11 protein-coding genes are annotated in these 12,148 nt (G+C 73.5%); 6 read left to right on the top strand and 5 right to left on the bottom strand.

Going from position 1 to position 12,148, the window contains the following annotated elements; translation table 11 throughout:
* Positions 1 to 65 precede the first annotated feature (65 nt).
* Positions 66 to 860 (bottom strand): AfsR/SARP family transcriptional regulator, encoded by a 795-nt coding sequence (locus ACZ42A_RS02160; RefSeq protein WP_468525209.1) that lies wholly within the window; start codon positions 858 to 860, stop codon positions 66 to 68.
* 315 nt (positions 861 to 1,175) lie between these two features.
* Between ACZ42A_RS02160 and ACZ42A_RS02155 the strand changes: the two genes are divergently transcribed.
* From ACZ42A_RS02155 to ACZ42A_RS02140, 4 genes are all read left to right on the top strand, one after another.
* A complete protein-coding gene (locus tag ACZ42A_RS02155; protein ID WP_468525208.1) occupies positions 1,176 to 1,397 on the top strand; it encodes a hypothetical protein in 222 nt (73 codons plus the stop codon).
* Entirely contained in the window at positions 1,394 to 3,637 is a 2,244-nt protein-coding gene (locus ACZ42A_RS02150; RefSeq protein WP_468525207.1) for a TOMM precursor leader peptide-binding protein, read from the top strand. Before ACZ42A_RS02155 ends, ACZ42A_RS02150 begins: the two co-directional genes overlap by 4 nt.
* A 182-nt stretch (positions 3,638 to 3,819) precedes the next feature.
* Positions 3,820 to 5,070 (top strand): histidine kinase, encoded by a 1,251-nt coding sequence (locus ACZ42A_RS02145; RefSeq protein ID WP_468525206.1) that lies wholly within the window; start codon positions 3,820 to 3,822, stop codon positions 5,068 to 5,070.
* A 33-nt stretch (positions 5,071 to 5,103) separates the two neighbouring features.
* On the top strand, positions 5,104 to 5,712 hold the full coding sequence (locus ACZ42A_RS02140) for a response regulator transcription factor (RefSeq protein WP_468526111.1): 609 nt from the start codon (positions 5,104 to 5,106) through the stop codon (positions 5,710 to 5,712).
* An 8-nt stretch (positions 5,713 to 5,720) separates the two neighbouring features.
* Here the strand turns inward: ACZ42A_RS02140 and ACZ42A_RS02135 are convergent, their stop codons facing one another.
* The 4 genes from ACZ42A_RS02135 to ACZ42A_RS02120 form a co-directional block, all read right to left on the bottom strand.
* Positions 5,721 to 6,956, bottom strand: a complete 1,236-nt coding sequence (locus tag ACZ42A_RS02135; protein WP_468525205.1) for an acyltransferase domain-containing protein — start codon at positions 6,954 to 6,956, stop codon at positions 5,721 to 5,723.
* A gap of 56 nt (positions 6,957 to 7,012) precedes the next feature.
* Positions 7,013 to 8,761 carry a fatty acyl-AMP ligase gene (locus ACZ42A_RS02130; RefSeq protein ID WP_468525204.1) on the bottom strand — a complete coding sequence of 583 codons (1,749 nt, stop codon included), beginning with the start codon at positions 8,759 to 8,761 and terminating at the stop codon, positions 7,013 to 7,015.
* Positions 8,762 to 8,895: 134 nt separating this feature from the next.
* Positions 8,896 to 9,102 carry an acyl-CoA carboxylase epsilon subunit gene (locus ACZ42A_RS02125; RefSeq protein ID WP_468525203.1) on the bottom strand — a complete coding sequence of 69 codons (207 nt, stop codon included), beginning with the start codon at positions 9,100 to 9,102 and terminating at the stop codon, positions 8,896 to 8,898.
* A gap of 130 nt (positions 9,103 to 9,232) precedes the next feature.
* Complete coding sequence (locus tag ACZ42A_RS02120; protein WP_468525202.1) at positions 9,233 to 9,853, bottom strand: antibiotic biosynthesis monooxygenase; 621 nt, start codon at positions 9,851 to 9,853, stop codon at positions 9,233 to 9,235.
* A 253-nt stretch (positions 9,854 to 10,106) separates the two neighbouring features.
* Between ACZ42A_RS02120 and ACZ42A_RS02115 the strand changes: the two genes are divergently transcribed.
* Together ACZ42A_RS02115 and ACZ42A_RS02110 are read left to right on the top strand one after the other, a co-directional pair.
* On the top strand, positions 10,107 to 10,265 hold the full coding sequence (locus ACZ42A_RS02115) for a hypothetical protein (protein WP_468525201.1): 159 nt from the start codon (positions 10,107 to 10,109) through the stop codon (positions 10,263 to 10,265).
* A 55-nt stretch (positions 10,266 to 10,320) separates the two neighbouring features.
* Positions 10,321 to 12,027, top strand: coding sequence for an acyl-CoA dehydrogenase family protein (locus ACZ42A_RS02110; protein WP_468525200.1), 1,707 nt, complete (start codon positions 10,321 to 10,323; stop codon positions 12,025 to 12,027).
* Positions 12,028 to 12,148 lie beyond the last annotated feature (121 nt).

Below are 12,148 nucleotides of genomic sequence, written 5' to 3'. Positions count from 1 at the left end.
GAGCGGTCGCACGGTCCGTGGGGGGTGGTGCGGTGGGGGGTGGGGGGAGAGGAGGGCGGAGTGGGTCAGTCCGCAGTGGCCGGGTGCAGGGTGCGCTCCGGGTCGCCGGAGAGGACCGCCTGGTGGAGTTCCTGGAGCGTGGCGGAGGGTTCCAGGCCGAGTTCGCGGACCAGGGAGCCACGCAGGCGCTGGTAGGCCTCCAGCGCGCGCCAGCTGCCGCCGGAGCGGTGCAGGGCGCGCATCAGCTGGCCGCAGAAGCCCTCATGGAGGGGGTGGCGGGCGGCCAGCACCCGCAGCTCCGGGACCACTTCGGCGTGGCGGCCGAGCCGCAGGTCCGCCTCGATGCGCCGCTCCAGGGCCGTGGTGCGCTCCTCGTTCAGCCGCAGCACCTCCAGCTCCAGCACCGGGCCGGCCGGTACGTCGACCAGGGCCGGGCCCTGCCACAGGGCGAGCGCGCGGCGCAGCAGGTCGGAGGCCATGCGGTAGTCGCCGAGCTCGAACGCGGTACCGCCGTTCACGGCCAGCCGCTCGAACTCGTGCGCGTCCACGCGGCCCGGCTGCACCTGGAGCAGATAGCCGCCGAACCGGGTGACCAGGACGTCCTTCGCGTCGCGCCGCGGGTCTCCGTCCAGCGCGGCGGTGATCCGGCGGCGCAGCTGGAGGACGTACGTCTGGAGTGTGGTGGAGGCGCTGCGGGGAATGCTCTCGCCCCAGATCTCCTCCATGAGTGTGGGTACCGACACCACTCGGTCGGCGTGCAGTGCGAGCAGGGCCAGCAGCTGGCGGGGCTTGGCCGCGCTCGGCACCACTGAGACGCCGCGCTCCTGCGCGGCGAGCGACCCCAGGACCTGGATCTCCATTGGTGTCCTCTCCCCGTTGGGTCACGGCCGCCGGCGTCCCCCTGGCGGCCTTGCGGACTCAGGTTCCCGAGGTTCCCACCGCGCAGGGTGCGCGGCCCAGTGAGCGACGCACGAGCACAATCATGAAAATGTCATGGGTCGCCAGTGAGCCTCGCACTGACGGACGAGAGAGTTCCGGCCGCAGACTTCCGACCCGGACGCCGACACGGTCCGGTTGGCGGATTCGTTTCCCCGGGCCTGTCGCAGGTCTGTACCTCAACCTTTGTTCCTCATCGTGTCACTCGTGAACGGCTTGTTCATCTCTTGGGGGTAGGTATGAACGTCATCGCAGAAGACCTTCGCTTCGCGGAACTGGTGGCGCGGACCGGGCTGGAGACCCGGCTCGACGGGGGCCTGGGCGCGGAACTCGACGCGATGCTCGGCGAGTTCGGCAAAGGCGGGGAGCGTGTCCGGGTCGAGAACCTGACCACGGACCTGGCGGGCGCGGAACGGTGCATATGCGCTTCCCTCCTCGTCGACACCCGGGCGGGTGCGTGACCGGGGCTCAGTACCCGGCACCCGGCCCGTATGTGGCGCTGAAGCGTCATGTGCGGGCCGTGCCGGTCGCGGGGGAGTTCGTGCTCATGTGGTCCGACAAGGACGTGACAGCCGTGCGGGGCGCGGGCGCCGAGACCCTGGTGTCGCTGCTCGACGGCAGTCGTACGCTTCCCGAGCTGCTCCGGGAGGCTGCGAAGGCCATGCCCGCCGCCGAGGCGGGCCTGGTGGTGCGGCGCCTGGCGGAAGCCAACCTGGTGGGCTACCGCCACGGTGTGCGGGGCTCCGGAACCGAGTGCCCGCCGGCCGAGGCGTACTGGGACCGTGCCGGGCTGGACGGAACCGTCGCCGAGGACACGGTGCGCGGCACGCCGGTGGCGCTGATCGCCGTCGGGGACGTGGACGGCGAGGCGGCCCGGGCCGCCTGCCGTGCCTCCGGGATCACCGCGGTCGCGGCGGACGCCGACGCGCCCTTCGCGCTGGTCCTGTGCGACGACTATCTGGCGCCCGAACTGGGCGCCGTCGCGGCCCGGTTGCGCGCCGCGGGACGGCCGTGGCTGCTGGCCCGGCCGTTCGCGCCCGAGCCGTGGACCGGGCCGGTCTTCGAGCCGGGCGCGGACGGTGCGTGCTGGTCCTGCCTGGCGCACCGGCTGCGCGAGCACCGCCGCGGCGAGCTGTCGCTGCGGCAGGCCGCGGGCCTGGACCGCGCCGGGACCGGCCCGGCGCCCTCGCTGGCCGCCGTCCGCGCCATGGGGGTGCACGGCGCCGTACTGGAGACCGCCAAGTGGCTGGCCGGTCTGCGGTGTCCGGAGCAGCGCGCGGTCTGCGTGCTGGACAGTCTCACCCTGCACACCACGCACCACCCGGTGCGAAGACGCCCGCAGTGCCCGGCGTGCGGAGATCCCTCGCTGGTCGCCGAGCGGACGCGGCGGCCGGTGGCGCTGGTCTCGCGGCCCAAGGCCGGCGGCGCCGGCAGCAACGACCGGGCGCTGTCGGCCGGGCAGATGCTGGAGCGGTACGGCCATCTCGTCGGGCCGGTGACCGGCATCGTGACGGACGTACGCCCCATGGCGGGGCTGCCGGAGGGGCTGTACGCCTACGACTCCGGGCACAACCTCGCGCTGCGCGGGCACTCGGCCGCCGGGGTGCGGCGCGTGCTGCGGGCGCGCAGCTCCGGGAAGGGAACGACGGCGACCGAGGCCCGGGTCAGCGCCCTGTGCGAGGCGGCGGAACGTTACTGCGCCGCGCGTCAGGGCGACGAGCTGACCATCACCGACTCGCTGAACGGCCTCGGCGAGGCGGCCGTCCACCCGAACACCTACCAGCTGTTCCACGAGCGGCAGTACGCCGAGCGCGACCGCTGGAACGCCTCCCACACGGCGTTCCACCAGGTGAGCGCGCCCTTCGACGCCGACGCGCCCACCGAGTGGACGCCCGTCTGGTCCCTCACCGGCCACACCCACCGGCTGCTGCCCACCTCCACGCTGTACTTCCACTCGACGCCGGGCGGCGCCGCGGACGGCCTGTGGGCCGACTCCAACGGCAACGCGGCGGGCAGCAGCCTGGAGGACGCCGTGGTGCAGGGGTTCCTGGAACTCGTCGAGCGCGACGCGGTGGCCCTGTGGTGGTACAACCGGCTCCGGCGGCCGGGCATCGACCTCGACGCCTTCGACGAGCCCTGGCTGGCCGGCCTGCGGGACGCCGTCGGCCGGGCGGGCCGCCGGGTCTGGGCGCTCGACCTCACCTCCGATCTCGGCATCCCCGTCGTGGTGGCGGCCTCGCGGGGCGAGGACGGCGGCGCCGGGCAGACCGTGTATGGCTTCGGCGCGCACTTCGATCCCCGCCTGGCGCTGCGCCGCGCGCTGACCGAGATGGTCCAGATGCTGCCCGCCGTGGCCGCGGGGTCCACTACGTGCGCTCAGGACCAGCCGTATCTGCTGCCCGACCCCGGGCAGTCCGGGCGGACTCCCGGCTCGTGGCGCCGGCCCCGCCGCAACGACGACCTCCTCGCCGACATCGAGGACATCCGCTCCCTGGTGGCGGCGCACGGCATGGAACTCCTGGTGCTCGACCAGACCCGGCCGGACGTCGGGATTCCGGCGGTGAAGGTGCTGGTGCCCGGCCTCCGGCCGTTCTACGCCCGGTTCGCCCCGGGGCGGCTGTACGACGTGCCGGTGGCTCTCGGGCTTCTCGGCCGTCCTACCTGCTACGACGAACTCAACCCCCTACCGCTGATGTTGTAGGCCCCGTGAAGGTGCTGTACAGGTCCCGAACCCGGCATGTGTCGGCTTATAGTTCGGTCACGCAAACTCCCCACTTCCACGCGAGGAGTCGACACATGGCGGGCCGTTTCCGGATTTCGGACAACGAGCTCAAGCGAGGCAACGGCTTAGCGGAGGGCGCGCGTCCGGGTACTGGGAGAGGCGTGCCTCCGGCAGCGCCGTCGGCGGAGGCGAAGACCGGGGGCGGGGGGCGGGACACCCTGGCCCCGCGCCTCGCGCGGGGCATCAGTGCCGTGGTCTTCTCCGGCTACGGCGTGGTCACCATCCTCAACGTGGAGAACGTGGTGTCGGGGGCAGGCGCCCTCGCGGTCTGCACGGCCGCGGTGGTCGTGCTCTACGCCGTGCAGGTGCTGCTCACCTCGCCCGGGGCCCGCAGATGGTCCACCCGCCGCAAGGCGCTCACCCTCGGTGTGCAGGCGGTGCTCACCATCGGGCCCCTGGTGTGGCTGGGGGTGGCGTGGGGAAGCATGGCGGGACCGCTCGGCGGATCGATTCTGCTCATTCTCCCCGGCCGTATCGCCTGGCCCTGCTACGCCCTCATGCCGCTGATGATGCTCGGCTGGTCCGTCGCCGAGGGCGTGCCCGCGATGGACGTGGGCTACTTCACCATCTCCACCGCTCTGACCGGCCTGGTCATCTACGGTCTGACCCGGCTCACCGACCTGGTCCGCGAAGTCCACGAGACCCGCGCCGAGATGGCCAGGATGGCCGTCACCCAGGAACGGCTGCGGTTCGCCCGGGACCTGCACGACCTGCTCGGCTACAGCCTCTCCGCGATCACCCTCAAGAGCGAGCTGATCCACCGCCTGGTCCCGCTCAACCCGGAGCGGGCCCGCGACGAGGTCGCCTCCGTGCTCGGGGTCGCCCGGCAGGCGCTCGCCGACGTGCGGCTCGTGGCCAGCGGCTACCGGGACATGTCGCTGGAGGCGGAGGCCGAGTCGGTGGCCGAGGTGATGGCGGCGGCCGACGTCGACGTCCGGATCGACATCCGGTGCGGCAGACTCCACCCGCTGGTGGACACCGTGCTCGCCACCGCCCTGCGCGAGGGGGTCACGAATATCCTCAGGCACAGCAAGGTGCAGTCCTGCACCATCGAGGTGGAGACCGTGGGGGAGACCGTGCGCCTGAACCTCGTCAACGACGGTGTCACGGCGGAGAACCGGGCCGGGTCCCCGGACCGGGGCAGCGGGCTCGGCAACCTCCAGACCCGGCTGGCCGCGATCGGCGGCGAGCTGACCGCGGGGGTGGTACCCGGCGGCCGGTTCCGGCTGACCGCGGTGGCCCCGGTCAGCCCGGCCAAGAAGGAGGGCGCGGAGATCGTGCCGGCACGGGGGCAACCGGTCGCCGACACCGCGGCGGCCTGGACCGGGCAGGCGGACAGACCCGCGGTCTGAGCGGTCACCTAGAAATCGGGGGAACGAATGCTCTTGGTCAAGATCCTGCTCGCCGAGGACGTGCACATGGTCCGTGGCGCGCTGGTCGCCCTGCTGGAGCTGGAGCCGGATCTCCAGGTCGTCGCCTCGGTGGACCGCGGCGACCTCATCGTGCCGGCGGCGCTCGAGACCCGTCCCGATGTCGCGGTCATCGACATCGACCTGCCCGGCACCGACGGCCTCACCGCCGCCACCGAACTGCACGAGCGGGTGCCCGACTGCCGCACCCTCATCCTCACCAGCCTCGGCCGGCCCGGGACCCTGCGCCGGGCGATGGCCGCCCGGGTCTCCGGCTTCCTGCTCAAGGACTCGCCCCCCTCCCGGCTCGCCCAGGCGGTGCGGTCCGTCGCCGCCGGCCAGCGGGTCATCGACCCCGAACTCGCGCTCAGCGCCTGGGAGGCACCGGACAACCCGCTCTCCCCCCGGGAGACCCAGGTGCTGCGGCTCGCGGCGCGCGGCGCCGACGCGGCGGAGATCGCGGACCATCTCTTCCTCACCCAGGGAACGGTACGGAACTACCTCACGGCCATCGTGGACAAGCTCAACGCCCGCAACCGGATCGACGCGATACGCATCGCCGAGGAAGCGGGCTGGATCCCCTAGAGCGGCCGTCAGATCTCCGCCAGCGGACCCGCGTCCAGCTTGGACAGTACGCCCGCCAGGTCCACCGCGTTGCTCTCCGGACCGCGGCACGCGGCCAGGCACATGGGGCCGCGGGCGCCGGCCATGCGGCGCAGGAAGGGGCTGAGCACCGCCTTGGGGCCGATCTCCACCACATGGCTGGGCGCCTGCTGGGCCAGCATCTGGCGGGCGGCGTCGGCGAACCGCACCGGCGCGGTGATCTGCGCGGTCCAGTAGTCGCCGGACAGCGGACCGGCGTAGCGCCGCCCGTACACCGTCGAGTAGTAGGGCAGGTCCGGCGCCCGGCCGGCCAGGTGCCGGGCCGCGGCCTCGAAGCGGGGCGTCACCGGTTCCATCAGGGGCGAGTGGAAGGCGTGCGTCACCTGGAGATAGGTGCTGGCGATACCGACCGCCGCCAGCCGCTCCCGCACCCGCTCCAGGCCGTCGACGGCACCGGAGAGCACCGTGGCGCGGGCCGCGTTGAACGCGCCGATCGACACCTGCGGCTCGGCCGCCGCGGCGTCGGCCGCCTCGAACGGGCTGGCGCAGGTCGCCATCATCCCGCCGCCGGACGGCAGGTACTGCATGTAGGCGCCGCGGTAGCACACCAGCCGGGCGGCGTCGTCCAGCGACAGCGCCCCGGCGACCACGGCCGCCGCGACCTCGCCGGTGCCGTGCCCCAGCACGGCCACCGGGCGCACCCCCTCCTCCTCGACGAGCGTCATCGCCAGGGCGTACCCCACGGCGAACAGCGCGGGCTGGGTCAGCGCCGTCTGGTGCACCCGGGGATCGCCGTCGAGGATCAGCTCGCGGACCGACCGGCCGAGGTACGGGCCGATCGCCTCGTCGGCCTCGGCGAGATGGCGTCGGTACCCGGAGAGGGCCTCGTGCAGGCCCGCGGTCATCCGGGGATGCTGACAGCCCTGCCCGGTGAACACGAACACCGCCCGCACCCGCCCGGGGTGGCGCCCCATGCCGTGCCGCATCGCCAGGTAGCGGGCGAGGTCGCGGACGGTCGGATGGGCCCAGATGTCCGCGGGGTCGAGCAGCGGCCCGAACTCGGCCTCGATGTCCCCGAACAGGCCGAGCAGGGCGACCGAGTCGAGCCCCCACTCGGACAGCTCCTCGTCCTGGTGGACCTCCCGTCGTGCGTACCCGCCGATCCGCTCGGCGAGCCAGGCGGCGAACACCCCCTCGTCGGGGTCGCCCGGTGCCGCTGCGCTCACGTTCTGCCCCTTCCGTTCCCGTCACTGTCCATCAGTGCTCGTCGACCGTCCGCCCGTCAGCCCCGCGTACGGCGGGAGGGGCCCGCCGGGGCTACCAGGTCGTCGGTCAGGTCCTGGTACACGGGCCGCAGCCCGCCGTTCAGAAACAGCCGGCGCATCGCGGCCCGCTCCACCTTCCCGCTGGTGGTGCGCCGGACGGTGCCGGGCCGCACCAGCAGCACCCCCGCCACGGCCACCTCGAACTCCTCGCTGAGGCACCGCCGTACGTCCTTCGCCAGCTCGGCGAGGTCGAGGGTGTACCGCTGGTGGGTGCGCAACTCCTGGACCACCACGACGCGTTCGCGCTCGCCGGGCACCGAGAAGGCGCTGCCCGTGCCGAACAGGGTGCTCACGCGCTGCACCGTGCGTTCCAGGTCCTGCGGATACAGATTGCGCCCCGCGACCACGATCATGTCCTTCAGCCGGCCGGTGACATACAGCCGCCCCTCGTGCAGGGCGCCCAGGTCGCCGGTGCGCAGCAGGCCCGTACGGCCGTCGGCCGTACAGGCGCCGAAGCGTTCCGCGGTCGCCGACCGGTCGCGCCAGTAGCCGCCGGTGACGCCGGGACCGCTCACCCAGATCTCGCCGATCCGGCCGTCCGGCAGCACCTCGCGCGTCTCCGGGTCGACGATCAGCACGTGCCCGGTCGCCCGCGTCGTGCTGCCACAGGCCACCAGGGTGTGCGTCGGCCGCCCGGGGCGGGGCTCGCTCAGCCGGCCCTGCTCCAGGGCCTCGGCGTCGACCGTGCGGTCGCCGTCCGCGGACGGGCCGCCGGAGACCAGCAGCGTCGCCTCGGCCAGACCGTACCCGGCGTGCATCGCCTCGGGGCGCAGACCGGCGCCCGCGAACCGCTCGACGAAGGCCCGCCGGGTCTCGGCGCGCACCGGCTCCCCGCCCGAGACCGCGACCCGCCAGCCGGACAGGTCGAGCCCCGCCAGCTGCTCGTCGGTGACCCGCCGCACGCACAGGTCGTACGCGAAGTCGGGGGCACCGCTCACCTCGATGCCGTACCGCCCGATGGCCTCCAGCCAGCGGGCCGGCCGCCGGACGAACGCCTCCGGCGACAGCACCACCGAGGTCGCGCCGAGCCACAGCGGATGCAGCAGCTGGCCGACCAGCCCCATGTCGTGGTGGAAGGGCAGCCAGCCGCCGATCCGGGATTCCGGGCCCGCCCCGAGCAGTCCGGCCAGCGCCTCCTGATGGGCGAGCAGATTGCCGTGGGTGACCACCACGCCGTGCGGGCTGCCGGTGGATCCGGAGGTGAACTGCAGATACGCCACCGTGTCCCGGTCCAGGCGCGGCGGCTGCCAGTCGGCGGGGCCGTGCGCCGCGTCGGCGGCGAGGCACGGGACCGAGCCGTGGCCGTGCCGGGCCAGCAGCCGGGAGATGTCCGGGGCCAGCGCGGCGTCGGTGAGGGCGGCGCGCGGGGACGTCTGCCGGACGATCCCGGCCACCCGCTCCTCGTGGTGGCTGCGGCCGCCGTACGGGGGAACGGGTACGGCGATCGCGCCCGCGTAGAGACACGCCAGGAACGACACGGCGAACTGGCGCCGGGAGGCGTGCAGCAGCAGCACCGGCTCCCCGGCCACCCCGTCGGCCTGGAGCCGGCCGGCCAGGCGGCGGGCGGCGGCGTCGAGCGTCCGGTAGGAGACCGTCGCGGGGCGGCCGCGTTCGTCGCTGTCCGGCAGCAGGAGCAGAGCGGCGCGCTCGGGCGTCTGCTCGGCTCTCGCGATGATCAGTTCGGTGAACGTCCGGTAGTCGCTCATGTCGGGACCCCCTGCGTGTCGTACGGGCGCGGACGCCTCCCCGTCGTCGGCGTCGGTTTCCACCCGGTCTCAGACGGTATGTGCGCCTTCTCGAAGGGCACTCGACCGCTGCTGGGCCGCCCGGCGCCGGGAGATCACCGCGGCGCCGTCCAGCCGACACGCGGGCGGGCCCGGCGCGGCCGGCCCCAGGGCGCCGCCATCGCGGCGTCCGCGGCCCCGTCCCCCTCGTCCAACGCCCGCAGCCTGGCCAGCAGTACGGCGGTCAGCGCGGCGAGCTCGACATGGTCCGGCCGTCCGCGAACGACGACGAAGGCCGGCTCTGCTTCGGTGGACTCGTCCATGCCGCGATGGTGCGACCGGCTGCTCGAGGAACGCTCGGGGGAGGGCTGGGCGGGAGTGGACGCCGGTGGGCGGGCGTCGAGAGGGCTGGGTGGCCCCTCGGGGGACGCGGGTCGGCGTGGGCCCGAGTGGTCAGCGGGTGTCGAGAGGCTGGGCCGGGTCCTCGGTGATGTGGGACGTGGCCGCCAGTTTGGCGAGGCGGTCCTGGTAGCCCGCGCTCGCGCGGGCCCGCTCGCAGGCCGCGGCGTCGCGCCACCACAGCAGCCCGGTGTAGACGTTCGGATCGGCCACCGAGCGCAGCAGATCGCTGCCGCCGAAGTCCTCGTCGGACACGCACTGGCCGACCAGGGTGCCGAAGTCCAGCTCGAACCGCTCCGGCTCACCCGTCACCACGGCCCGTACCAGCACCAGCCGCGCGGCGTCGGCCGGCGTGCCGTCCAGCGTGATGTGCCCGACGCTGATCAGGAGTTCGGCCTGCGCGCGCAGACTGGCCGCGAGCCCCCGCGGGCCGGCCGGCGCCGCCGGGTCCTGGTGCACCACCCGCAGCAGGCGGTCCAGGCCGGTCCACCGGTCGAGGTGCACATAACCACCGGGACGCTCGGTCAGCGCGGCCGTCACCCGCCAGACGAACCCCTTGCGGGACTCCCGGTACCGGGCGTATCCGAGGAGTTCGCGCTCGAACACCGTGGGGGCGGACGTGGTGGTGAACCGCTCGACCACGGTCAGCTCTGAGTTGCCATCGCGCTGGGACACCGACCGGCCCCCTCCTCGTCCCGGCATGCATGCCTGACGTTCATCCGACCACACACCGCTCGAGTCCCACTTGAGAGGAGCCTTTGGCCCGCCCGCGCGAGAGTTCCTCGAGGATCCACCGAGCCGCCGCCGCGATCGTGGCCTTTCCCGATCTCAGAAGGGACGGCACGATATGCCCGCAACCCGACACAGCGGCGGCACCGTCGCCCGAGTCGCACTCGAGCGCCTGCTGCGGCCGATATGGAACTCACTCGTGGCCTACGGGTCCCTGTGGCTGCCCGGCGACCAGACCCCGTTCTGGCAGCAGTACCGATACGACACCATGCCGGACCCGGGGCTGATGAACCCGGCGTTCACGCCCGGCACCAGCGATGTGACCGAGTCTCGCCGGACGACCTTGAGCGCGTCTTGAGCCGTGCCGGTCGAGCAGTGGCCCGTGAGGTTCCGGACGAGGACGGAGGGATGCCATGACAGCGGCGGTGAACACGGTGGACTCCTCGGAAGCCGCCGTACAGGAACGCATCGCCCGGCTCGAGCACGACTTCGGAGACCTCGACGACCCGGGCAACCCGCTCGGCGCCCAGCAGTTCCTCGCCGCGGACGAACGCGGACACCTGCTGCCGGCCGCCGAGCGGCTGCTCGACGCCTTCGGGCTGAACGCCGAGTTCGTGCCCAGGGAACTGGGCGGCCGACTCGACCGGCTGGACGCGCTGGCCCGGGTGCTGCGCGCGGTGTTCCGCCGCGACGCGGCACTCGGCCTCGGCTACGGCCTGACCTCGTACCTGGCCGCGGTCGTCGTCTGGGCCGGCGGCACCCCGCGCCAGTGCCGGGAGACCGCCGACCTGCTGCTCGCCGACGGCCGCATGGCCTGCGCCTACCCCGAACCACCGCAGGGCAACGACTTCCTGCGCAACCGGCTCACCGCGCGGCCGGACGGCGACGGCTACCGCCTCAGCGGCCGCAAGGAAGCCCTCAACAACGCCGCCCGCGCCGAGGCACTGGTGATGTTCGCGCACACCCAGGAGGGACTGAGCGCCTTCCTCGCCCCGGGACCGGCGCACCCCGACGGCCGGGACATGCGGCTGCTGCCCCGTCGTACGACCGTCGGGGTGCGCGGCTGCGCCATCCAGGGACTCGCCCTCGACGGCCACCGGCTGGACGCCGGGCGGCTGATCGGGGCGGCGGGCGGCGGGGGGCGGCTGGCCGAACTGGTCTTCCCGCTCACCCGCAGCGCGGGCCTGTCGATGGCGCTGGGCTGTGCCGACACCGCGCTGCGCACCACGACCGCCTTCGCCCGCTCGCACCGTTCCCGCAGCCGGGCCTCGCTGCACTCCGCGCGCACCCGCACCGCGCTGGCCAACGCCTTCGCCGATCTGCTGGTGTGCGACTGCCTGTCGCTCGTCGCGACCCGGGCGCCGCATCTGCTGCCCCGGGAGAGCCGCACCCTGGGCGCCGTCGCGAAGTACCTGCTGCCGACGATCCTCAACGAGACGATGGACGACCTGTCGATCGTGCTCGGCGCGGAGGCGTACGCCTCCGGCGGCAGTTACGGCATCTTCCGGAAGACCGCGCGTGATCTGCCGATGATCGGCCTCGGCAGTGCGGGGACGTCGGCGAGCCGGGCCGTGATCATCGCTCAGCTGCTGCGGCTGCCGACGCTTGCCCCGCCGGGCGGGACCGAGGAGTTCGCCGGGTTGTTCCGGCCGTTCGACGCGGGCCTGCCGCCGTGCCGGCCGGCGGAGAACGCACTGACTCCCGAACGGGATTCGCTCCTGGGTTCGTTGGAGGAGTCGGCGCGGGGTGTCGTCGGGCCGCTGGAGGAGGCGGTGGGGGTACTCGTCGCGCAGGCGCGGGAGTTGTCCGACGCCTGTGCGGGGCTCGCTGCGCGGCCTTTCGGGCGTCCGGTGAGTCCTCGTGCGTACGCGCTGGCCGAGCGGTACGCGTTGCTCGTGGCGGGGGCGGCGTGTCTTGGTGTCTGGAGGCATCGGCCGGCGCGGGGGTTTCTCGCGGATCCGGCGTGGGCGGTGGTGGCGCTTTCGCGGATTGCCTGTCGACTCGACAAGTCGGTGGGGCGGGTGCCGGCGGAATGCCTGGACCGGATGCTTGCGGAGGTGCTGCATCGGTTCGATGACGCCCGTAGTTATGACCTGTATGCGACGGCTTTGGGGCGTTGAGTGCGCCTACTGGGGTGCGGCTTCGTGTTGTTCGGCGGGTGCGGCGTCGTTGTGGCTGGTCGCGCCCACGCGGCGGAGCCGCATATCGATACGGCCCCGCGCCCCTAGCGTAAGTGGAGGT

The sequence above is a fragment of the Streptomyces sp. NPDC030838 genome, from assembly GCF_055572035.1.
Note: the sequence above shows the minus strand (reverse complement) of the source record. Positions and strands in the feature narration are given on the sequence as shown.

Coding starts and splice junctions, on each gene's coding strand:
- ACZ42A_RS02160 (WP_468525209.1), bottom strand. CDS start 860: ATGGAGATCCAGGTCCTGGGGTCGCTCGCCGCGCAGGAGCGCGGCGTC.
- ACZ42A_RS02130 (WP_468525204.1), bottom strand. CDS start 8,761: ATGAGCGACTACCGGACGTTCACCGAACTGATCATCGCGAGAGCCGAG.
- ACZ42A_RS02125 (WP_468525203.1), bottom strand. CDS start 9,102: ATGGACGAGTCCACCGAAGCAGAGCCGGCCTTCGTCGTCGTTCGCGGA.
- ACZ42A_RS02110 (WP_468525200.1), top strand. CDS start 10,321: ATGACAGCGGCGGTGAACACGGTGGACTCCTCGGAAGCCGCCGTACAG.
- ACZ42A_RS02155 (WP_468525208.1), top strand. CDS start 1,176: ATGAACGTCATCGCAGAAGACCTTCGCTTCGCGGAACTGGTGGCGCGG.